34 protein-coding genes are annotated in these 21,493 nt (G+C 41.7%); 6 read left to right on the plus strand and 28 right to left on the minus strand.

Translation table 11 applies throughout. From position 1 onward, the window contains the following. Positions 1-5 precede the first annotated feature (5 nt). From WGC32_RS12330 to WGC32_RS12460, 27 genes are all read right to left on the minus strand, one after another. Positions 6-233 (minus strand): hypothetical protein, encoded by a 228-nt coding sequence (locus tag WGC32_RS12330; RefSeq protein WP_342682313.1) that lies wholly within the window; start codon positions 231-233, stop codon positions 6-8. A gap of 107 nt (positions 234-340) precedes the next feature. Continuing rightward, on the minus strand, positions 341-826 hold the full coding sequence (locus tag WGC32_RS12335; protein ID WP_342682314.1) for a hypothetical protein: 486 nt from the start codon (positions 824-826) through the stop codon (positions 341-343). A gap of 150 nt (positions 827-976) precedes the next feature. Beyond that, a complete protein-coding gene (locus tag WGC32_RS12340; RefSeq protein ID WP_342682316.1) occupies positions 977-5,092 on the minus strand; it encodes a DUF5906 domain-containing protein in 4,116 nt (1,371 codons plus the stop codon). A 9-nt stretch (positions 5,093-5,101) separates the two neighbouring features. Next, the gene (locus WGC32_RS12345) at positions 5,102-5,335 is read right to left on the minus strand and encodes a hypothetical protein (RefSeq protein ID WP_342682317.1); all 234 of its coding nucleotides are present in this window, start codon (positions 5,333-5,335) and stop codon (positions 5,102-5,104) included. Beyond that, positions 5,328-5,543, minus strand: coding sequence for a hypothetical protein (locus WGC32_RS12350; RefSeq protein WP_342682318.1), 216 nt, complete (start codon positions 5,541-5,543; stop codon positions 5,328-5,330). The genes WGC32_RS12345 and WGC32_RS12350 overlap by 8 nt, the downstream gene beginning before the upstream one ends. 16 nt (positions 5,544-5,559) lie before the next feature. Then, positions 5,560-6,108 carry a hypothetical protein gene (locus WGC32_RS12355; protein WP_342682320.1) on the minus strand — a complete coding sequence of 183 codons (549 nt, stop codon included), beginning with the start codon at positions 6,106-6,108 and terminating at the stop codon, positions 5,560-5,562. Further along, the gene (locus WGC32_RS12360; RefSeq protein WP_342682322.1) at positions 6,109-6,717 is read right to left on the minus strand and encodes a hypothetical protein; all 609 of its coding nucleotides are present in this window, start codon (positions 6,715-6,717) and stop codon (positions 6,109-6,111) included. A 264-nt stretch (positions 6,718-6,981) separates the two neighbouring features. Next, positions 6,982-7,548, minus strand: a complete 567-nt coding sequence (locus WGC32_RS12365; RefSeq protein WP_342682323.1) for a cell wall hydrolase — start codon at positions 7,546-7,548, stop codon at positions 6,982-6,984. A 59-nt stretch (positions 7,549-7,607) separates the two neighbouring features. After that, on the minus strand, positions 7,608-8,528 hold the full coding sequence (locus tag WGC32_RS12370; RefSeq protein ID WP_342682324.1) for a DUF6353 family protein: 921 nt from the start codon (positions 8,526-8,528) through the stop codon (positions 7,608-7,610). After that, positions 8,518-8,781 (minus strand): DUF3310 domain-containing protein, encoded by a 264-nt coding sequence (locus WGC32_RS12375; protein WP_342682326.1) that lies wholly within the window; start codon positions 8,779-8,781, stop codon positions 8,518-8,520. The genes WGC32_RS12370 and WGC32_RS12375 overlap by 11 nt, the downstream gene beginning before the upstream one ends. Further along, positions 8,781-9,008 (minus strand): hypothetical protein, encoded by a 228-nt coding sequence (locus tag WGC32_RS12380; RefSeq protein WP_177565860.1) that lies wholly within the window; start codon positions 9,006-9,008, stop codon positions 8,781-8,783. The genes WGC32_RS12375 and WGC32_RS12380 overlap by 1 nt, the downstream gene beginning before the upstream one ends. 13 nt (positions 9,009-9,021) lie before the next feature. Further along, positions 9,022-9,621 carry a hypothetical protein gene (locus WGC32_RS12385; RefSeq protein WP_342682328.1) on the minus strand — a complete coding sequence of 200 codons (600 nt, stop codon included), beginning with the start codon at positions 9,619-9,621 and terminating at the stop codon, positions 9,022-9,024. A 16-nt stretch (positions 9,622-9,637) separates the two neighbouring features. Continuing rightward, positions 9,638-9,826, minus strand: coding sequence for a hypothetical protein (locus WGC32_RS12390; protein WP_342682330.1), 189 nt, complete (start codon positions 9,824-9,826; stop codon positions 9,638-9,640). A gap of 90 nt (positions 9,827-9,916) precedes the next feature. Then, positions 9,917-10,171 carry a hypothetical protein gene (locus tag WGC32_RS12395; RefSeq protein WP_342682332.1) on the minus strand — a complete coding sequence of 85 codons (255 nt, stop codon included), beginning with the start codon at positions 10,169-10,171 and terminating at the stop codon, positions 9,917-9,919. 87 nt (positions 10,172-10,258) lie between these two features. Next, positions 10,259-11,026 carry a DUF6353 family protein gene (locus WGC32_RS12400; RefSeq protein WP_342682334.1) on the minus strand — a complete coding sequence of 256 codons (768 nt, stop codon included), beginning with the start codon at positions 11,024-11,026 and terminating at the stop codon, positions 10,259-10,261. 347 nt (positions 11,027-11,373) lie between these two features. Beyond that, on the minus strand, positions 11,374-11,541 hold the full coding sequence (locus WGC32_RS12405; RefSeq protein WP_164488634.1) for a hypothetical protein: 168 nt from the start codon (positions 11,539-11,541) through the stop codon (positions 11,374-11,376). 46 nt (positions 11,542-11,587) lie between these two features. Next, the gene (locus tag WGC32_RS12410; protein ID WP_342682336.1) at positions 11,588-12,412 is read right to left on the minus strand and encodes a DUF6353 family protein; all 825 of its coding nucleotides are present in this window, start codon (positions 12,410-12,412) and stop codon (positions 11,588-11,590) included. A 16-nt stretch (positions 12,413-12,428) separates the two neighbouring features. Continuing rightward, positions 12,429-12,893 (minus strand): hypothetical protein, encoded by a 465-nt coding sequence (locus WGC32_RS12415; RefSeq protein WP_342682337.1) that lies wholly within the window; start codon positions 12,891-12,893, stop codon positions 12,429-12,431. 16 nt (positions 12,894-12,909) lie between these two features. Next, entirely contained in the window at positions 12,910-13,230 is a 321-nt protein-coding gene (locus WGC32_RS12420) for a hypothetical protein (protein WP_342682340.1), read from the minus strand. A 167-nt stretch (positions 13,231-13,397) separates the two neighbouring features. Further along, positions 13,398-13,613, minus strand: a complete 216-nt coding sequence (locus WGC32_RS12425) for a CTP synthase (RefSeq protein ID WP_177562438.1) — start codon at positions 13,611-13,613, stop codon at positions 13,398-13,400. Between the two features lie 63 nt (positions 13,614-13,676). Beyond that, positions 13,677-14,036 carry a hypothetical protein gene (locus WGC32_RS12430; RefSeq protein WP_342682344.1) on the minus strand — a complete coding sequence of 120 codons (360 nt, stop codon included), beginning with the start codon at positions 14,034-14,036 and terminating at the stop codon, positions 13,677-13,679. Between the two features lie 68 nt (positions 14,037-14,104). Next, positions 14,105-14,332 carry a DNA-directed RNA polymerase I gene (locus tag WGC32_RS12435; protein WP_177562440.1) on the minus strand — a complete coding sequence of 76 codons (228 nt, stop codon included), beginning with the start codon at positions 14,330-14,332 and terminating at the stop codon, positions 14,105-14,107. Positions 14,333-14,500: 168 nt separating this feature from the next. Beyond that, positions 14,501-14,893, minus strand: a complete 393-nt coding sequence (locus WGC32_RS12440) for a hypothetical protein (protein WP_342682345.1) — start codon at positions 14,891-14,893, stop codon at positions 14,501-14,503. Between the two features lie 44 nt (positions 14,894-14,937). Beyond that, complete coding sequence (locus WGC32_RS12445; RefSeq protein ID WP_342682346.1) at positions 14,938-15,156, minus strand: hypothetical protein; 219 nt, start codon at positions 15,154-15,156, stop codon at positions 14,938-14,940. 669 nt (positions 15,157-15,825) lie between these two features. Continuing rightward, entirely contained in the window at positions 15,826-16,245 is a 420-nt protein-coding gene (locus WGC32_RS12450) for a hypothetical protein (protein WP_342682347.1), read from the minus strand. After that, positions 16,242-16,493, minus strand: a complete 252-nt coding sequence (locus WGC32_RS12455; protein ID WP_256191620.1) for a hypothetical protein — start codon at positions 16,491-16,493, stop codon at positions 16,242-16,244. The genes WGC32_RS12450 and WGC32_RS12455 overlap by 4 nt, the downstream gene beginning before the upstream one ends. Before the next feature lie 23 nt (positions 16,494-16,516). Beyond that, on the minus strand, positions 16,517-16,855 hold the full coding sequence (locus WGC32_RS12460; RefSeq protein WP_342682350.1) for a DUF6431 domain-containing protein: 339 nt from the start codon (positions 16,853-16,855) through the stop codon (positions 16,517-16,519). Between the two features lie 140 nt (positions 16,856-16,995). On the opposite strand from WGC32_RS12460, the gene WGC32_RS12465 reads away from it, so the two are divergent. The 5 genes from WGC32_RS12465 to WGC32_RS12485 all read left to right on the plus strand — a co-directional run bounded on the left by WGC32_RS12465 (position 16,996) and on the right by WGC32_RS12485 (position 20,527). Next, on the plus strand, positions 16,996-18,210 hold the full coding sequence (locus WGC32_RS12465) for a tyrosine-type recombinase/integrase (RefSeq protein WP_342682351.1): 1,215 nt from the start codon (positions 16,996-16,998) through the stop codon (positions 18,208-18,210). 227 nt (positions 18,211-18,437) lie between these two features. Beyond that, positions 18,438-19,289 carry an ABC transporter ATP-binding protein gene (locus tag WGC32_RS12470; protein WP_342682360.1) on the plus strand — a complete coding sequence of 284 codons (852 nt, stop codon included), beginning with the start codon at positions 18,438-18,440 and terminating at the stop codon, positions 19,287-19,289. Beyond that, positions 19,286-19,930, plus strand: a complete 645-nt coding sequence (locus tag WGC32_RS12475; RefSeq protein WP_003423062.1) for an ABC-2 transporter permease — start codon at positions 19,286-19,288, stop codon at positions 19,928-19,930. The genes WGC32_RS12470 and WGC32_RS12475 overlap by 4 nt, the downstream gene beginning before the upstream one ends. 12 nt (positions 19,931-19,942) lie before the next feature. Next, complete coding sequence (locus tag WGC32_RS12480; RefSeq protein WP_003423063.1) at positions 19,943-20,134, plus strand: hypothetical protein; 192 nt, start codon at positions 19,943-19,945, stop codon at positions 20,132-20,134. Positions 20,135-20,338: 204 nt separating this feature from the next. Next, positions 20,339-20,527, plus strand: a complete 189-nt coding sequence (locus tag WGC32_RS12485) for a cysteine-rich KTR domain-containing protein (protein WP_009269672.1) — start codon at positions 20,339-20,341, stop codon at positions 20,525-20,527. A gap of 107 nt (positions 20,528-20,634) precedes the next feature. Here WGC32_RS12485 and WGC32_RS12490 read toward each other — a convergent pair whose 3' ends face one another. After that, positions 20,635-20,994, minus strand: coding sequence for a helix-turn-helix transcriptional regulator (locus tag WGC32_RS12490; protein WP_003423065.1), 360 nt, complete (start codon positions 20,992-20,994; stop codon positions 20,635-20,637). Between the two features lie 171 nt (positions 20,995-21,165). On the opposite strand from WGC32_RS12490, the gene WGC32_RS12495 reads away from it, so the two are divergent. Next, complete coding sequence (locus tag WGC32_RS12495) at positions 21,166-21,375, plus strand: peptide-binding protein (RefSeq protein ID WP_000527317.1); 210 nt, start codon at positions 21,166-21,168, stop codon at positions 21,373-21,375. The last annotated feature ends 118 nt before the right edge of the window (positions 21,376-21,493 follow it).

Raw genomic sequence — 21,493 nt, forward strand, 5'->3', positions numbered from 1 at the left:
CTGCATTATACCTCCTTTTTACAAAGGCGATCGCAAGCTGTTTTGTTTACAACAGAAGTAGAAAAAGTGATTTCAGGAAAGCAATCCTGTGAAAAACTAAGAGTTATATCAAAATCTGTGATAAGCTCCAAGTCTGGATGCACCAACGTATCGGATCGTTTGATAAGTTCTTCTCCAGCATCTTTAATTTGTTGAACGAGTTTTTCTCTATATCTTTTGTTACTGGTTTCCATATGTTTTTCTCCCTTCGGTAATTGATGGAACGGGGCTGTTTCCTCTAGCCTTAGGACATTTACCTTGCTGGCAATATCAGGCACCCCTTTGTCCATCTTCTAAAATATCAATACCACGGAGCCTCTTCCGGACCTTCCTCCGCAGCATACTTCTCGGCGAACTCATCCTCTTCGATGGTCACATACATCGTTTTCAGATAAGCCTTAACGCCAGTCTTGCCATTGACTTCCCAGTTGTAAGGGCGGATTACCAAATCGACCGTCCTAATCTCCGCAAAGTCCAGAGTGGCAATAGACTCCTCATCAAGATTCGTCTGTGCCCGTCTGGTAATCATAACAACCTTGGGCGGGATATTGTCGAAGCTTACCGCAACCTGAATATAGTGACGAGGCTCTTCGTCCTCATCACGAGGGGAGAGAACCCTCACATTCCAACCGTCTTCAATCAGCTTCTGCGCCATATCTGAATCTTCGATGATGACACAGAAGTTACGGCTTCCGGCACGATTGTATTTCGATTCCTCTCCTTTGAAATTTCTGAAAATGATGTGCGCATTTTCAATGATGATGTTGTCTACGTTCTTATAAGCCATGATTGGTCTCCTTTCAAAAATTGTGTTTTTCACATGGGAACGGACACGATCTGCACTCTTCATCGGTGCAATCGCAAGAAGTGTTGCTAAAGTCGGATTTAACCAACACAAATATCACAAGGGCAATAACCAATAAAACAAGCAAAGATATCACCTCACATCAAATGGCGTTGGCTCTTCTTCATGCGGTTCTCCGGCTCCAAACCATGGGGGAGTGTTGTCGGAAACAAACGGCTCGTCTGCAACAAACCGTTCGAAATCCCCATAAGAAGACAGAGACTTCACCGCCTCGTCTACAAGATTGTTGTAGTAAGTGCGATCGATGTCATTTTCCTTACCGAGTTCCCGAACCATCTCAGACTCCAGCCATCTGAAGCCTTTCGAGCCTGTCGCGGCCGCATAGCCTTTTTCTCCGGTTTTCCTATTCTCCGTTTCGCGAAGCAGAATACCGCCTCCGCATCCTGGTTTGATGGGACAGAACTGACCGACCTTACCAATGAAATGATAATTGTGGCCTGAAGCAATCATGTCGTTGAGTTCCTCATTAGAAACGTCTAGCCATTTAAATCCATACGAACTTTTTCCATTCAGACGATTATATTCTGCTTTAGAAATCTGATTACTAGGCATTCGTCTAAGCGCCTTAATTTTCTCTGCTTCAGATACGTCCGGAAGATTTTCATTCATATCTAAATATAACGCCGAGGTTACCGATTTGGTCTCGCACATATCCTCGAACTCAATCGGTTCCTTACTGAACAATTTCTTAAAGACATAAGGAACCTGGAACTGGGTGCCAGTTGCGGTCCATTCTCCTGCGTGCTTACCGTCCTTATACTTCGCAATATAAACAGCATCGTTTACAAGGCACATGCGGTCATATGTAGCCTCGTGTTCAAAGTTGTAGCCATACTGCTTGCCGTAATCCATAACGAACTGAATGATTTCCGGAGTCGCGTCCGGAATCTTAATGGAGTCCGTCTTAATATGGGCAACAATAAAGCCCCGTCTCTGGACCTCGTGCTTGAGGTTTACCATAAACAGGGCACCGCGTTTAGCCACAATATTATCTTTGTTGCGATTGTCTCGGAACGGATGGTCAAAACTTGCTGAAGTAAGACCATATACAGAGTTGATTGCGATTTTCAGAGCCTGAGCCAGATCAGCCGCAGCAGCTTCATCAGTCAGATACTTTGCCAACGCGCCGTTCAGCATCTTTTTCGCCTTATCGAACTCTTTATGCTTAATCGCGATTCTGGCCTGAAGAATATCATTGAATCTCTTCGTATACTCAGGTCCAAAGAGTTCTTCTGCTACAATGCTACTCGGATGCATGGATGCAATATCCAACAGAGCGATGTTGCTGTACATTCCCGGTTCAGCATAGACATAACCGCCTTCTCCAACTTCTTCGCCGCGATAAATGGACTTACCGCCTTCGAAAGTGTAGCCCGGGAACACTGGCTTTCCCTCTTTATTAAACAGGGTGAAATTTTCATCTCCCAAATGGTTATACAAAACCATATCTTCTGTGATAGTCCAGGGTTCGCAATCGGGAGTTACATCACCCATAAAACGGTAGTTGAATTGATCCTGCGGCTTTCGATTGTTACCGAAGATGATCTTGGTGGTCAGAGAATTGGTCGTATCATTGACCGTCATACCGGCCACGTCCGCCAGAATCTGTCGAGCCGTAAAATCAGCTTTTCTCGCATTGAAAACAGCTTCGGTAGCAATTACATCGTTGTCGCAGTATTCGGCGACTTTCGTCCACATCTCTTCCGGAACGGGCTGGTCCCACGGAAGGCCGAGCTCCTGATGGTGGATGCCCAATTCGATTTCCCATTTCTTCAAAGATTGTTTCTTCGAGCAGAAATCATAAACGTCCGTATAAGAAACGTTATAGGCTTCACCAAAGAAGCAGTTGGCGCTTCCGTTGATAATTCTGCTGGAAAGCGAGAATAGCTGCTCGTTCGTATAACCCATTAGCCTGGCATAGAGAATGTGATTGTCATATCTGCGGCAGTTAAAACCGACCAAACGAAACCGCATCAGCTCCTCGATTTCAGCCGACGTAGGGTTAATCATACGGACAACCGGCTTTCCTTCGCCTTCGATTTTCCAGTTGACCAGGAACAGGTTCGGAAACACCTCAACATCGTAAAACACAAGTTTAGCGTCATCGTTTTTTGTTCCGGAAGACTGGTCGGCAGATTTGAACTGCATCTTATTGACCAATTTGATACAGTAATCCGCCTGATGCGTGCTGCTCGCGGCGAAGGCCAGCACAGCGTTCCGCATATCTGTAACATCATAATGAAGATCGCTTGCGTAAGCGTCCTCAAGAATTTTATAGATGAAGTCGATACTGGGTTTAGTTGCCGGATGGTATTCCTTGTTCAGATTCCGTTTGATTTGCGTTCTAAGACCTTTCTCGCTCTTCACCCCTTCAAAATTTATCACTTGCTTTTCTCCTTTCAGTGGCAAACCAGAATTGATGGTTGCGATGGGCAGGTTATTGCACTTTGTCAATTTCCGGCGCAAAGAGCTTTTGCCGTTGAAAACCTTAACTTCAATGTGGTCGTCATAGACTCTGCTCAGCTTTGCCGGATCTTCCGCATAAATATAATGCAGATGAATGCCTTGCCCGCTTTTGCTCAGTTCCGCATAAGTGGGTGGCCATTTGCTCGCCTCCTTCAGATTCAGTTCAAAAGACTTGTTTCCGTCCTTATCCGGAATATCAAAGTCGATAACAATATGTTTTTCCGGAACTTTGACATAGTGGAGTTTCGACGTATCAATACTGCTCAGCTTCGTTTTTACTCTCTCCCATTTGGATGTGGGGATTTCCGATGAAGTCGCATACTGAGCAGGGCAGTCCGCGCACTCTTTGTCAAAGATGGACGGCTGCGCTTTGAATTCGATGAGCTTCTGTTCCGGCTCCTCCTTTTCCGAAATCGTCTGCTCTTCGAATTTCTCCGTCCGAAAACCAATATAATAGCTTCGAACACGAGTGCCATCGTCCAAATTGAACCGATCTTTGTAATCGTGAAAATAGTTTTTTAGTTCTTCTTTAAAAATCCTCTGAGAAAACGGAAACGGTACTTTTGCCTCATCACAATACGTTTTATACATTTCCCAAGAGGCTTTTAGTGTCGTTCCGTCTTCCTTTTTAAACACGGGGTAAGAATCAATGATGAAGTTGTAGAAATCGTTGGATGCGCCGAGCATTGCGACCGGAATATAATCATCGTACCTGCCTGGATTTGCCAGATATACATTTTGGCAGTGGTATGCGATAGCGCCAAGTTCAAACTCAATTTGTTTCATTACCGTTTTGTATTCCTTCGGGCTCAATTTATCGCCGGACGGAGACACATCAATCAAGCGTCGAATCAACCCGGATTTCGCATCGGTTATCTTCACCGGCTTATTCGTGCCCATAAACAAAAAACATTTAAAACGGTTTGCGTAAGTAGACTTGAACTTTTCATTTACCGTCATCAACTCGTGAGAAACGAGGCTGTTCAGCCTGGTATTATCCTCAATGCGCGACAAATCCCCATCGTGCTGAATAGCAACAAGCGGATTGCTCTTGAACGCCTCCAAAGCAAACGAGTTGCTCGAAGAACCAAGCGCTTTAGCGTCGAACACAGAATAGTACCCGTCGAAAAGCTGCTGAATGATGTTAAGAACCGTGGATTTGCCGGTTCCTGCGGCGCCATACAAAACCATAAATTTCTGCAACTTTTTAGAATCCCCGCAGACTATGGAACCGATTGCCCATTCGATTTTTTCTCTCTCCGTTTCAGAGTAGAGAGTAGACATCAGCTTGTCATAGGCGTTGATGGTTCCTTCTTCCAGGGGGTACTTCAGCTTTTTGCTTGCGTAATCTTTTTTGTTCGTAGGCGTATTTGAAAATATCAGTTTTTCATCCAGCATGTGGAACGAATCTCTCATTTGTTTCTGACAGTATTTGTGCCATGAATCGATCATTCCAGATTCAGAGTCCCACATGTGCAGGACTTTGACACTTGAATCAAAATTCTTGCGATTCTCTTCTGCATACCGATCGAGTTCCCGGTCGATAAGCTGCAAAGCATCCTGCTCGTCCGTAGACCATAAACCCCGGTCTTCCAGCCATATGGCATAGAAGTCGCCGCCTCTAATCATAAGATCAGAGCTTTTCTTAATGATAAACTTCGGGTAGATTTCTATTACACCACGCTTCGTACTACGTGTTGAAATCATTAAAAAGTCGATCATCGAGGTTCTTTAGTCTCCTTCCGTCTGCTTTAGCTCCTTAATTTCAGTTTTCAGAGCCTCGATTTGGCAATGCATATTGCGAATCTCAAACTCTTTGACAATCAGGTGCGCCGTTACGACCGTTACCCAAAACGTAACATTATAGTTAAACGACTGCTGTTTCCTGATGGATTTTCCGATTGCCCGGAACATCGTTTCCGAATTCCGAAGGCTTCCGAAAATATAACGGACCATTTCATCCATGAACTTTTCCTCCTTTCATTCCTGCAAGAAACTGGTCGATAGTTTCAAACCGCCAAGTTTTTTCTCCGTTAAACGAAAATATAAATTCTTTGCCGTCCTTTTGCCGCACACGGATACTGTTTTTCCCGTTAGGAAAATAGGTTTCAACCTTTTCGGCAAACGCCGGCAGATGTTCTTGAAAACACTCAAACACTTTGCTGTGAATCATAGCAGAATTCCTTTCTTTACAGGATGCTGTCCAAATACCAATTCATCTGGTACCAAATCTCAACCGATCTCATATCGTACTTGCAGTGCTCAATCGTGAATAGGCCGCCTTCACCGTCCCGTTTGTATTTACGGTCCATAAAGCGAAATATAACATCGTCCGTATACCTCGGATCGAATCTGGAATCGCTCATGGAACCCAAACCAAGATTTACAATCATGTTCCAAAACCATTGGCCCATTCGATTGCCAACGTCGGGATTGTTCATAATGTTTTCTTCACAACGAAACGCCAAAGCAATCAGCATCTCCAGCACACTACAAGGCCGATTGTCCAGAAAAGAGGCAATCATAGGACCCTCGTATGATTTTTCATATCCAAAACGGTAACGGAGGTCTATCCCGTCTTCAGCCCTGTTACCATCCATTAGAATCACATATTGGAAATCAATATTGTGAAGATGCCTCAGCAGCTTTTGATAGGATAGACCCCTGGAATACCGTTCATTGCATACGAGCTGACACATCCATTCAAAATATTCGTTGTTCAGCTCTTTCTCTGTCATTTAATCCTCCATTTGACCGGGGTATCTGCCTGTGACATCCGAATAGGAACGGTTGTCCCTCAGAATCTCATAATCGCATTTCAGCCTGTCGTTGCGGACAAACACAGAATCATCTTCATACTCGCCGAAATGATCTGCAAAATCAGCGCCCACGGTCTCATCAATATCATCGACAATCTCGTCGTTTTCATCCGCCAGAACCTCGTCCGAATAATAAGTCAGACTGAGCTTGGTATATTCGTCGAAATCGCCGAATTCCTCTGGCGAGATAATATAAGGCTTTTCAACCATATTTACCTTCTCCTCTTTCGCGTTTTTATTGTTTGTCGAGGCATAATTCGTATAGCCTTCCTCTGCGAGCTTAGCAGCATAGTTAATCAGATCCGGTTTCAATTTAGCCTGGTCAGCCTTGATTTTATTGTCTTTGTCAAGGTTTTCGTTTTCCTCTTTGCGGATTACCGTTTCCGGCTTCTTTTCCGCAAAGACCGCTTTCACCGAATCGATTTCCTCCTGGGCAATTTGCTCGTATCGCTTTTTAAGGCAAAGCCATGTTGCGGCCGACCCGATAGTCAGACCGGCCATAAACATAGCGAAGTTAATCTTGCTCATAGTAATCCTCCTCGTTTTTTATCGTAACAACAGTTACGGCGAGACCTCCGAACAGCAATGCAGCGCTTAGGAGAATCCCGCCGGTAATATGTCTTTTCCGCTTGCTGTCCAATATAGAGTCAAGCAGATTTATGAAATCATCGAGCATATCCACGTTTGATTACTCCCTTCCACCGGATAAAATGGCAATACCGCCGATTAAGCACAAACCGGCCATGGTAGAAAACACATAAGAAAATAATGCTTTCATGATAAACGCTCCTTTCAATCATAGCTTGAAAAATAATGGCAGCATTCCTGGAACATCGGAACACCGTAATTGCTGTATCCGCCTGCGGTGAAAAACACGCATTCGTAATTCGTCCGTTCCAGCAGCTCTTCCTTTACAAGCTCTACAAGTTCTTCTTTCACATAACAGCGGTCGACTCTCCCATTCCACATGGATGTGAACTGATTCGGCTGAAATATAACATCAGTTACATTATCCGGAAAGTGCGAATCGTCGACTCGGTTTAAAATCGTGTCAATTACCAGCCTCTGTCCGAGTTCCGTTTCACCTTCCGCTTCCGCCATTGTTACCAGTGCGATAAGTTCAATTTCTTCCTGTGAAATAGGGTACGGCCATTCTTCCTCAACCTGTTCCGGTTCCTCGTCAGGCGGCGAAGGTTCCGGCACAGTTTCGATAGGGGATATAGATACCGTCGAAGACGCATCGTTATATGTATCCTCGACGGGTTTCTCTTTTGCCGGGGCTGCGGCTATCCTCGCTATAATAATGAAGCAAAGGATAAGGCTCAGAAGAAACACAGCACCCTTTAATATGATTCGCATTTTTAAAACTCCTCTCTTATAAAGCGACCACCTCCAGTATCGATCTGAAAGTGTTAAAGTTACATCTTCTCCCAGATATTTCCCTCTACGTTGAAATCGAGAAGAAGAATCGGCTCGTGCCTTCCGTCTTCGGTCTCCCTCTCTACTTCTACAATTCTGAAATTAACATATCCGTCCGGACCATCGGCAGTCCAGCCCACAATCTGACCGGCAGGTGTACGGGGGAGATCCAGATCGTCCAGAACCTCGTTCAAGAACAGATGCCCACGTGTCTGAAGCTTATCGTTGGCAAACGCCTGCTGCGCCTTCAGGAACATGCGGTTGTAATCCTGATTGGTCTCGTAATTGCGGCTCTTCGAGTCAAAGTAAACAGCATAATCGCTCTGAAGATTGGGGTCAACCACTTGGACTGTTTTCTTTACCTTCTTTTCCTTTCCGGTTTCAGGATCGACCTCAACCTCTTCAAACTTCTTCGCTTTGATGTTGTACTTCAGTTCCTGGTCTACCTGCTCGCCAAATCGCTCGACTACTCGGCTGCGGTACTCTTTAAAGCTCTTGTCGATAGCCGCATAAGCCGCGCCAAGCGCTACATTTCTCTTGCGAAGAATGTTGTTGGACGCAAGGATGCTGGTAATGGACAGCGTTCCGAGAATAATGGCAGGAGCATACAGCTTGGCGAACTTAATACCGGTCTGTACATAAATGATAGTGAGATCCTTCTTGGAATCCTCAGCGGAATAAGATTCACCAGCTTCAGTAACGCCGGTTTCCATTGCGGTATGAACCTTATCGATATCGTTCTTGATATCCTCCACAATCTTGTTTACTTTGGTTGTGGCTTTGCAAGCGATAATGGCACTCACAACCGTCCCCGCAATTCCGGCCACTACGAGAATTTCAGGGCTGTGCTTTCTAATCTTCATCATGGTCTTATTCATAGCGCCGCTGACGCTCTTTACAATTTCGGTCTTATTTTTCATAGTTTTCATTCTCCTTTTTGAGTTTTCTGAGATGGTCGATAAGATGCTGTGTATACCACATAATCTTTTCGAGGTCCTGAATGCCGTTTTTCTGTTTCCAACGGCAGGCATATTTGATGATGTTGCCGGTATCGGTTGCTTCGATGCCCTTGAGGTCAAATGTAAAAGCCTCTATCACATCGATAACTTCCAAACCGGTTCCGGATTGATAATGTGCCGGGTGCGACACCATTTTGTCGAGGGATTCGTACATTACTCTTCGTCCTCCTCACAGGTTTCACAGCAAGGGATATAGATTCTCTTTCGTTCCTGAACCGCAATCTGGCAGCCGCAGGAAGGGCAGTCAAAAGTATCGTACAGTTTTTCCTCAGGTTCCGAGCCAAAGGCTACTGCTAACCCGCTTTTTCCGTTGTCGCGAGAAATATAATGACGCTCTTCAACAGCATTGAATTTGCATCCGCAGATTTTACACTCAAGCATATTTTTTCTCCTTTCAATTCAATGGGATGGCTCTTGGAAGTTTCAAAATATAACCGTCCCGAACCCTTACAGCAGTTGCTCCGGCAATGTTTGTCCAGCCGTAACGGTTCATTGTGTAGTTGTCGTTCGCAACATTAGCCAAATCATAAAAATCTGACACGCTTACCATACCGTATTGGCTGATAATATCATTCATGGAATCCAGCACTGCTTCCGCATCCCCGCGAGTGTCGAACAAAATATCATCGTAGTCAAAACTTGTCCGTCTGATAGCAGAGCCGGCTCGGGTGCGTTCGCTTTCCCGTTCGTAATAATTCCGATACGATACTTTGGAAGCAGAACCGTTTTTCCTTGTTCTTCCTGCCTCACCGTAAAGAATCATATCGATTCCGGTAGTAACGATATCAGAAATAGCCTTTTTGATTGCCGGCACAATGACTTCCAGCAAAATATAAGATTTTACGTTGTTGGCGTCCTCGGCAATGAAAACGTCGGCGAATTTCTGCATTTCACCCTTTTTTCGAGTTTTCGCGTTTCCGCTGATGACCGCCTCCACTTTTTTCTCAGACTGCTCTTGACGAGACTTATCTGAATTGGTTTTGTATTCCTCCACTTAGTTTTCTCCTTTCTTAAGCCGGGATCAATTTGCCAGGCAGAGTGATTTTGGTATTCGGCGTCATGCCGTTTTCTTTTTTATACCGATAAGCAAGATTACTCTTAGCTTTCGCTTCCGACGGGGCGTAGGTAGACGCTTTCCAGCGATTTTGCACGCAGTTTTCAAATCGCATGACTGGTCCGTCGTAGTAATACACATTCATTCTCGTACCTCCTTTTCTGTAAAAAAAAGAAAAAGGGAAAGCACCTTGTTTAAGGTACTCTCCCTTGTCCGAATTTCACAGATTCAAATTTCAGTTTTCTTCTGTAGAAACGTCTGCTTCGTCAACAATGATTGTCTTCTCCTCAGCAGCCATCTTTTTCAGCTCGATCTGGGTTTTGATATTCGCAATCACCGGTTTTGCCACATACTTATAGACCACAAAGCCTACAATTACGCTCAAACCAATGCCTGCTGCAATCTTGATACCCTTGCTCATACCTGTGTTTTCGATGACTTCCTCAGTAGTTTCAATAACCTCGTTGCTCATAATCGCATTGTTTTCCATTTTATGTTCTCCTTTCAAATTCTGAAAATGTGGAACTTCTTCCATTAAAGCAATTGTAATTTTCGCGCGGTTCCCTCAGTGATGATATTACCAGGAGTGATAATCGTAAACCGGCGCAACCCGATAATCAATAACAAGACAAGGTGTGCCGTTCGCGTCAAGATGGGAACTAAAATCAAGTTCGATATATCCTTTTTCGATGCTCCAGCCCAGATCGTCTCCCAGTTTTGTCCCATCTAATCCAAGCGCATAGTAAAACTCATTGAGTGTTACATACATATCGTCCCGCATTTGCCGGTTCAATTCGTTTACAGCTCGGTTGATGGTATCTCTGTCCGACTTAAAATATCTTCCCGAGATAGCGTCATAGCAGATGGTGTTTCCGCCCTTTTCCGTCAGAATCACTTCCCGAACGGGATTCTTCACGATTTTTTCTTTCGCCATCGATTCCCGTATCATCTGCTCCTTCTTATCGCCAATCGCCTCTACGACCTTTTCCTGATATTCTTTTAAAGTCGATTCGGAAAGTGTGTAGGCGGTTGCAAGCGCTGCGTTCCGACGCAGATTTGTCGAACTGGCGCCAATAAGACAGAAAACAGAAACCGAACCAATGATTGCGGCCGGAATATAACAAGGCCATGCTGTCTTTACGATTTCTTTTCCGCTTAGCTGGTCTGTTTCAAGTTCGTCTTTTTTCTCCTCGATAAGAATCAGCGCTTTTGGCGTTGCCCTCACCGCCATGACTGTAGTTGTAATCATTCCAGCAATGCCGATACCTGTAAGTATCTCCGGACTATGCTTTTTCATCGCCGTCCGTACACTCTTGGCAATGCTGGATAAACTGTGTTTTCCCATTTAAGTTCTCCTTTCGTTTAAACAAATAACAAAATCAATTCTTCAGCTGTTTCAACCGCTGTCTGAAATATCAAACTGCGATGCTCGTCCTCGCCGTAACAAGCATACATAGCCATTTCGCAGATAAAATTTTCGATAATACAGATAGGCATTTCAAAGGGCTTATCCATAATTCGATTGATAATTTCATAAGCGGCCCATTGTGAATACGACCGTTTTTCAAATTCATCTTTAGGCCATGAGAGCGACGGACTGAATAAATGCCGGTCTACATATTCCTTAATGATCGAAACGGCCGTCTCCGAATCGCACACAATAGCTTGCTGACCAAAGAAAAAGAGCCCCTGTTAGGACTCTTCCTCTTCGTCATTAAGTGCGGCGAGCTTTTCGTTAATGCGTTCATCGATTTTCTCTTCCATTTTCTTTTCGTTCACCCAGTCGGTTAGCAGTGTTGCACCCATACCTACTGCGGTGGCGACAAGACCAAGAATTTTTACCATTTTAGCGTTAATCATAAAGCACTACCTCCTTTTCATAATACGACTTGTAAATTTTGCGGATTCAAAGATCTTCCATCCATTCGGCGGTCGGTTCGAAAACCATATCAATGACGAAGATTTCCATCCCGTCTTCCAGCGTTAATTTATGGTGGTTGAAATCAATCCAGTAAATATCACCATTACAGGACGACCAGCCTACTGTTTCTCCCAATTCGGTTTTTTCAAGCCCAAGGAACTCATAGAAGTCGTTTAATGGAATTACACCTTGAAACATAAAATTACGGTTCAAATGGTATTCCGCCTCTATGACCTTGGCGATGGTTGTCTCAAAATACCTCTGAGAAAAGCTGTCGTAGAAAGTACGAACTATCTCGGGTTCCATGCCTTCGCCAAAGTCGAGACTTGAATTGCTGATGAAACTTGGCGACGAAATATAAACATCCTTACACTTTTCACTCACTATGGAGTCCGCAATCGCGTTATGCGCCTCTTCTCCGTAAAGCTCTTTCAGCTTGTCCTTATATTCTTTATAGGACTGGTTAATAAAAGCGTAGGCGCTTGTCAGGGCGGCCTGTTTTCTACTATTAAGCGCATTGGCTCCCATAATACAGGCTATCGTGGAGAGGCCAAAAGCAGCGGTCGGAATATAACATTTCCACGCCGACATAAACGCCTCTTTTTTAGTGTAGGCGTATGGATCTCCATCGTGATTTTTTCTGCTGTCCGCTTTGACAAGTTCTACAGCTTTTGGAGTAGCTTTAACGGCTGTGACAACAGTTACGATTACTCCTACGGACGCTACGCACGATAAAGCAACGGGAGAATACTTTTTCAAATATAGTCCCGACTTGTGCAGCGCCTTTTGAATAACGGGGGTTTTGTTCATGTTTTTCTCCTTTCTTTTAGATTGGTATAATTGCTAACGGATTAAGAACGACGATAGAATCGCAATCCCATCCATACAAACCGAAATACATGTCATCAGCTTTTTGCTCACTATATTCGTCCCCATACCAACAAAGCTCGACAGCGTCATAACCTTGTCTAACACATTCTTCAAAATCAATAACAGTACCCCAAAAACTCGATGTGCTGCTTTTAATGGTGGGAAGACAACGCAAATCTTTCATATTATGGATAACGGCTACTTTTGCATTATCACACAGTCGAAATTTAAAAGAATTATGCTCATCGCAGTCTCTAAATTCCTCTTGTTCACACCACGTTTTCCAACCAAAAGTCGAGTTTTGGCGAGAAGCCCAAAGACCTCCACGTGGTTTGCTCCAGTTAGCTTCGTTTCTTATCGGAAAGCCTTTTGAAGAATCAAAAACAGTAGAGCCATAATGAATGTAAACAATTCCTTTCATGTTTTTCTCCTTTCGTTCATCTCATAGCTCTCAGTAAATCCAGGATATCTACAGCCATGTTGCCGGCCGATTTAAATATTTGGCTTGTTCTCGGATTTACTTTTGAATAAGCAAACATCTTCACCATGAATTCGTGGGCGAGTTCACAGAATTCATCGATTGATCCCGATGTTCTCGGATATATTTTTTCGGCGATAAAATCTCTGAGCTCGTCGACAGCCCATTGTGAATAACTGCTTTTCTTGAATTCCTCTGTCCATTTTCCGAACAACGGAGGCATCCAAGCATCCATGTGATACATGTCATACAAAATTAGTTCAAGCTGATCGATGCTCATGGTCTTCTCCTTTCGTGAAAAAATTAAAAGAGAAAGATGTAAGCCAAGCATAAACTTACTATTATGGCAACCTCAACTATCCTAATCGGTTACTCTCTTTCCCTCATAATAAGCGTTGTAATTTTCGCGCGGCAAAAGAAAAGAGCCGTTATTAGCGGCCCTTCTCCTTACAAACCAATGTTCTTTAAAATTTTCATAAGTTCGTCTTTTTCGAGTTCAGCATCTACATCCAGATGGACATGTGTCTTTCCGTCAATAACCGTTGCGTTCACCTCATTAAGTTTGAGTTCCACATCATACCCAAACTTCTTTCGGATTAGCATAGCTATCAACTTCGACAGAATACCCGTTGTGAATTTTGACCCTATTTTCATTTCGTCCATACTCCTTTTACTCCTTTCAAATAACCATTGATTTCCGTAAAAGAAGATGTGATTTTTGCGAACTTAAATTTTCCGTCTGTCAAAGACTGTTTCCCATCGCTCCCGTTTGATAGGTTTCATTTTCAGCGCCCACATAATTTGACGGACAGTAACGGTGGGGTATAGACCATCCGTACAAGTTCCGGAACGGGCATCAAAGTATTTCCGAAAATCGGGGTGCAAATATAAAGCGTCGGTAATCCACGGGTCAACCTCACTCCACCATGTACTCTTGGTTTCTTCATCAAACCTTTGCTGTATCACAGCCAGTCCTTTTTCTCCGATTTTGTATAGCGTGCAACTGTTGTAAACGGGATGATCGCAAATATAACGGCTGCCGTACATAGACAGATAGATTTCCGGTTTATCAAAATGGTATCTCATATACACCACCAAAAAGAAAAGAGAAAGAGCCCTCGTCAGGACCCTCTCCCTTTTGCTAATAATCTTATTTAATCTTCGTCAAATTCTCCGCAAACTTCTTCTCTGGTAGGATACAGAGCTTCATATTCCTCATCGTCTTCCATTCCGTACCGTTCCAATTCTACGGAATGGCCGCATTCGAGGCATACTAATATATCTTCCCATTCATCCTCGAACTGCATCCTTGCTCCGCATTTACTGCAAATATACCTGCCAGTAAGTAATGCGTCCTTTTGTGCGTCGTTAAAAAAGCTCATTGCAAATTACCTCCTTGATACTGTGTGGCAATTTTAAGTATAACCGCCACTTTTGAATTATCAAGAGATAAAAAGCACTTTTACATCTCTCATAATAGCGGATGCGATTTTAACGAGAAAAACGAAGAGGCCGTGTAATATCCACGAACTCCTCGTTTCGGAACCATTTTACTTCTTGGTTGGTTTAAAACGGCTAAACAAACCTCTGAATGTCGTAGAGGTATAAGTTCCTTTCTCTTCAAACTTGAATCCCTTTCGCATCCAGAATGCGTAGAACATCAACGGCAACACAAGCTCGGCGGCTGCAATACCAATTTTGACATACCGATCTTTGACATTCTCTTCGATCTGAGCAACCTTAAAGCCCTCATCGCTTTTACGATTCTGAGTTTTGTCCAGATACTCCATTGAAGTTTTGTCTTCATCGAGTTTCACCTTGTAAAGTTTCGCCAAGCTTTCCACTGCTGTAGAGTGTTTTTCACTTCCTGGTTCGAGAGAAGCCAAGTTTTTGATTTCGTTCTTGATTTCCTCTTCCAACAAATTTTTAATTTCTTCGCCCATTTTGCATTTCTCCTTTCGTTTACTGGGTTCCATAAAAGGAAGTGTTATTTGTGCGGAATGAAGTCTTTAGCCTTGACTCTCAGCACGACATACTTTTTTGAAACCACAGCTTCAACCTGCTTCGATAGTTCCAAAAATAAAAAAGGACCATCCGGATCTGAATGGTCGACTCGAAGCGTTCCAACTGAGAAAAGCCGAAATACGATACCCGTAAAAATGGCGCCTACCAAAACGCCGAGAGTAAAGATGATTGCCAAGTTCATATTGGTCCTCCTTTTAAAATGTTTTTCCAAATTTTCAACCCGGGGAATTTTTCAGATATCAATTTAACATGTTTTTCCGTCACCTGCGTACTGATTTCTAATCTAGGATAAAAAGAAAGAGCCGTTGTTAGCGGCTCAGTCTTTTGTCAGGAATCGTGTAATATGTCGATGTAAATTCTTTCTCCGAGTTTCTCGTCATAGATAATAGATATTTCGAGTTCTCCATCTCGTTCCCATACCCAGTAAGTATTATCATTATACGGATTCCATTTCAAGCCGAACAGCTCATATATCTTATTCAGATAAATGTAGCCATAAGCCCTGTAACAATCCATGATGTATAATACCTTAGATTTAGTAAAAAGTTTGTTAAACTCAAAATCCTTTTCCCATGACAAACTGCTTTTGTCAAATGTAATTTTTATGTGCATATTTCTACACTCCTTTCATAAAGGAGCTTGTTATTCTTGCGAACCCTCATATACGATTTTCTTTCGCAAGTCGGACCAGGTTATGTAACGCTCTTTTCGGCACACCGGGCAATAAAATTTACTTACCTTACCTCCTATGTCTGTCAGTTCGTTGCTTTCCGCCTCGAGCCTACTCTGACAGTTTGGACAATTGAACCGATACACCTTCTTAACAGCCACATCTACAATCTTCACTATATCACCCTCTTTCTTGGCTGAGCAGCCAGAAGAATCGTCTGTACAAGTCGTAATAAGTGTCCTTGCAGCATGGGATAGAAAATTTGATTCTCATGTAATCATAGGAAACCCCTTCCGTCACGCCTTTCAAAATATAACAGTAAAGTTCTTCGTCTGCTTCTTTGGCCATCCGTTCGACCATGTCCATCCGATTCGAGTAAAACAGCCTTGCCATCGCGCATTTAGCAACCGGATCGCCGATGTTATTTGTTCTGCTCGGCGGTATCAATTTCGGCCAACTGCTCGGAAACCCATCCAGCATGGCATATGATTTCCGCCATATCGGATACTGTAGACAGAAATGCTTCAACTCGTAATACCGGTGTTTTTCAATCCAGTATTGGTTTTTCTCAGATACTTCCGGTCTTATCGTTGTGCTCATACCCGTTCACCTCGCCAGACATAACCCGTTTCCTGCCATAGTAACTTTGGAGAGATGTAAAAGTTGATTCGTCCGTACTTTGAATTCATCTCTTCCAAATTAGTAATAAGTTTTCCGTTCCTGGTTGCTTTACCGATAGGCAGCCATCCAGATATAATGCCGGCTCGAATCCATGAAGCGTCTTTTCCATAAACCCTCGCTGCTACGGCTACTGGTACTGAACCAGATGCAAATATAACTTCATCCATTGGCTTTTGCCTCCTTTCAACTGCTATTCTAGGTTAGAAACAGCTTTTAGTGAAAACAACTTAGGTGGAGACAGCCGCCATCGGATCATCATCATTTCACAAGGGTAATCTTCAAAGCCAAGCGTTTCGCAGGTAATAAACCCTTCCAAAACACCGATGATGATTTCTGCTTCGTACTGCTTGTATGGAAATATAAAGTCCGGAAGTTCCCGATGCATAGCGCTGCATTTTTGGCATCGGAACCTTCGAATATCTACTTTGTTTTTGACGCCGTATTTCGTCCGTACAATCCTTTTTACGGTGTCGTAATATTTCAACTGCCCGCCACATTTGGGACAGGTTGATTTGCTGTCACTAATCATATCTCATCTTTTCCTCCAATCGTAGCAAGAAAAGTTGTTGTGTGTAGGAGTTGACAATTCCTATACTTATGATATATGATTACTAATAGCAAATCAATGGAAAGGTGGTCTTTATGCTTATAAAATGTCCGGAGTGCGAATTGCAAGTAAGTGATAAAGCTGTTTCCTGTCCGCATTGCGGATATCCGATGCAGACAAGCACTAAATCAAGAAAGCCTCGAAACAAAAACAACAAGCGACGCCGTTTACCAAACGGGTTCGGACAGATCAGCGAAATTAAAAACCGTAATCTCCGTAATCCTTTCAGGGCGATGGTGAGTGTAGGAAAATCAGAAAACGGACGCCCAATATGTAAACCTCTGAAACCGGAATCCTATTTTCCCACCTATAATGACGCCTATGCCGCTCTCGTGGAATATAACAAGAACCCCTACGATCTTGAGCCGTCTCTTACTGTCAAAGAATTGTACGAACGATGGAAACCGGAATACTTGAAAACTCTGAAGAATGAAGCGAGCGGCAGAGCAGTAGAATCCGCCTGGGGATATTGTTCATCCGTGTACAGCATGAGAGTGATTGATGTCCGAGCGCGTCATATAAAAGGCTGTATGGAAGAAGGGATATCCGTAGTACGAGGAAAAGAACAAACCCCGAGCGCATCAATGAAGAACAAGATTAAGTCACTGTTCAACTTAATGCTCGATTATGCCTTGGAATATGAACTGGTAGACCGCAACTATTCGAGAACGTTCAATCTAACCGAGGAAACCATCAAAGAAATCGTAACGGTAAAGAAAGAGCACATACCGTTCATACAAGAAGAGATGGATTTGCTCTGGCAGCATGTGGATGATAAAATGTATGTGGATATTATCCTGATTCAGTGCTATTCCGGATGGAGGCCACAGGAAATTGGTTTGCTAGAATTGAAGGATGTGGATCTTGAAAACGGTACATTCAGCGGAGGAATGAAAACCGATGCGGGTACCAACCGTGTTGTGCCAATCCACTCGAAAATAAGACACTTGGTAGAACGGCACTATAAAGAGGCTCGGGAAATGGGAAGCATATATCTGTTTAATTACGCCAATCCAAGCAGCAGGGTTAAAAATACGGCTTTGACCTATAGCAGATATCAAAAGGCGTTTGTAATGATTCGAGATGAACTGAAACTTAATCCAGAGCATAGACCCCACGATGGGCGTAAGCACTTTGTTACCATGGCTAAAAAATATGGTGTTGACGAATACGCTATCAAGTATATGGTTGGTCATAAGATCTCCGATATAACCGAAAAGGTTTATACACAGAGAGAATTTGAATGGCTGAAAGACGAAATAGAAAAAATAAAATAGCTTGTAATTTTTACCTATAACAAAGAAAAAGCCTCCTTGCAGCAGAATACCCATTAGGGCATCCAAAACTACAAGGAGGCTCTCTTTTGTATAGGAATAAGTGTATAGGAATAATGCAGGAATAATAGATGAATTACCTACATTTCTCGACTTTTTCTCACATCTAACTACTCTTAAAACCGCGTATTTACTGGGTTTTAGCAGTGGGTAAATCAAGGTAAGTTTCTATTTTAGAAGTTAAAAACCTTACAAAAGATTATGGCGATTTTGTATTAAATGACTTAAGTTTTTCCATTCCTAGAGGTGTAATTATGGGGCTTATTGGCGAAAATGGAGCTGGAAAATCGACCACAGTAAATTGTATTTTGAACGAAATTAAGAAAAACAGTGGAAACATTTTGATTTTTGGAAAAGACCACATAATTGATGAATGTGAAATAAAAGATAAAATCGGAATTGTATTTGACGAAAACCACTTTCCAGATATTTTTACACCAAAAGAAATTGAAAAATATATGTCGGGAATATATACCAATTGGGACAGTATAGCATTTCGTAATTATTTGAAACAGTTCGAATTACCAGCAAAGAAGAAAATTAAAGATTTTTCTAAAGGAATGAAAGTAAAACTTGCATTCGCTGTTGCTCTTTCACATAAAGCAGAATTACTTATATTAGATGAAGCAACAAGTGGATTGGACCCTATTATTCGAGATGATATTCTTGATATACTGATTGATTTTGTGCAAGATGAAAATTACTCTATTTTGTTTTCATCACATATTACAAGTGATTTAGAAAAAATAGCAGATTATATTACTTTTATTCATAAAGGACGGTTAGTTTTCTGCTCATTAAAAGACGACTTAATTGATAACTATGGTGTTGTAAGTTGTGGAGCAAGTGTCTTTGATACGCTAGATAAGACAGAAATTATTTCCTATCAAAAAGAAGATTATCAATATAAGGTTCTTGTTCGTGATAGAAACAAGATTGCAAAAGATTTTCCAAAAGCACTTGTAGAACCTGCTACTATTGAAAATATTATGTTGTTTTACGTAAAGGGGGAATTACAATGAAAGGCTTATTGATGAAAGATTTATTAGTAATTCAGAAAAAATATGGAATTACTAGAATTATTATGGATATATTCATTATAGTAGCTTTGATGTTATTTTTAAAAGGGACAGGAGCTATTTACATTAGTTTATTGTTAATTCCAGTTGAAATAATGACAATGATAATTTCCTTAACGACTTGCGACGAACAATGGAAATGGGGGAAATATGTTGTTGCACTACCCGTTTCAAAAACTACGATTGTAAAAAGCAGATATATAGTTGCTTTGATTATGACTTGTATTGGCTTTGGGGTAGCTTTGCTTGTTAATACCATAACATATTTTATATTCCCTCAATTTGCATTTGGTTATTATATGTTTATTGCTTGTGCTTCTTTTGCCGTAACCTTAGTATTTTTGTCATTTGTATTGCCTTCAAATTATTCACTTGGAGTTAATGCAGGTTTTGCGGTTATGTTTACTCTAGTGATTATTCTTGTTGTATTGGCAGTTTGGACAAATGTGACTAACAATTCTATTTTATGGTTTGTAGTCGATAATTTTGAATTGAGTATCGGCATAGCTTTTATAATAGTTATAGCTCTTGCTTTCAGTTCTTATCTTCTATCAAAAGCATTTTTTACTAGAAAATACAATTAGTGAGGTATTGTTATGAGAAAATGTCTTAGATGTCATGAAGAAATGGTCGAAAATTTAGATGTTAAAGTTGATATGCAGGGATATGGTATTAGAATAACTACTAAAGGCGTTTTTGGAACTACGGTAGAAAAACCTAAAGTTGCAGTTTGTCCAAAATGTGGCGAAGTTTCCTTATATATTGAAAATTTTAAATCAATAAAATAAATGATTAAAATCTGCATATAGACTGAGGGTTTATTGTTTGCTAACGTCCGAGCGGATATTGAAGAATTTATGAATAGTACATACCCAGAGATGCAAGCAAATTTCAAAAGGTATTTTGGAAATAGACATTTTACGCCGAAAAAATATGTTTATATCACTACGAAAAAGCAAAAATTAAATTTCTTAAAAGAATAAGGGGGGGCTATGGATAAGCAATTATGGGTATTATGTCCTATTTGCAATAATAAGACACGAACTAAAGTGCGAGAAGATACAGAACTGATAAATTTTCCTTTGTTCTGTCCGAAGTGCAAAACGGAAACTTTAATCAATATAAAGCATGGAAAAGTAACTATTATCAAAGAGCCAGACGCAAAGACGCAGAGCCGATAATTTGTAGGTTATTATGACTTATAGATTGTTGGCTCTTATTTGTTACCTGCGGAGCAGATCAGCAAATAGATAATGCAGAATAGCAAAAAGGGGAAACAAGAAGCTGATTACTTCTTGCTCTCCCTGCTGTTCAAGATACCGTCAATCGTACCTTGAATGATTTTTAATTCGTTATCACTCAATAAATCAAGAGAGGTTTCTATCTGACGGCGAGCTGTACTTTTTACGACGTTCTCTGCTGGATAGAAATATTCATCGACCGATATATTGAACATGGTAACTAAATCATGGAATAATTGAAAACTAGGGTGTGAACCAACATTTTCAATATCTGCGATATGGCGTTCTCCATAGAACACTTTATCGCCTAAATCATTACGAGAAAGCCCTGCTCTCTCACGGGCTTCTCTGATTGCCAGTCCTAAAGGTCTGAAATCAAAAGTTTGTGTTTCTTTTGCTTTTCTCATTTTAAATCACCTAGCATGAGTTTATACTTCATGCTGTATATTTAGAATGTGTTAAAATTGAGCGAATCATTCAATTAGAAAACGAAAAAGAATAGAATCACAAATCACTTGTGATTTGTGATTGTTGATGATAAAATAAGAGTAAGAAGAAATAGAAAGAAGTGAGTGGTTGTGGGAAATTTAGGCGCACAAAAAGCAAAACGAAATGATACACCAATCAGTGCAAAAAAAGATATTATGGGGGATAAGACGGTTCGTGTTCGTGCTGACTTGCACCATATTATAAAAATCGAAACAGCAAAGAATGGCGGAAACGTAAAAGAAGTTATGGATAAAGCCTTAGAAGAATATATTCGGAAATATTTACCTGACAAACTTTAAAAGACCTGCTAATAAAAGTCAAGTAGAAATTTCAGATTTTTAGGGAGGCGAAAAAATGCAATACAAAATCAAGCCGCTGAGCATCTCAAAATTAAAACGGCGGCCAGCCAGATGGTAT

The organism is Zongyangia acetica (assembly GCF_038739695.1).
GTDB lineage: Bacteria > Bacillota > Clostridia > Oscillospirales > Ruminococcaceae > Zongyangia > Zongyangia gallinarum.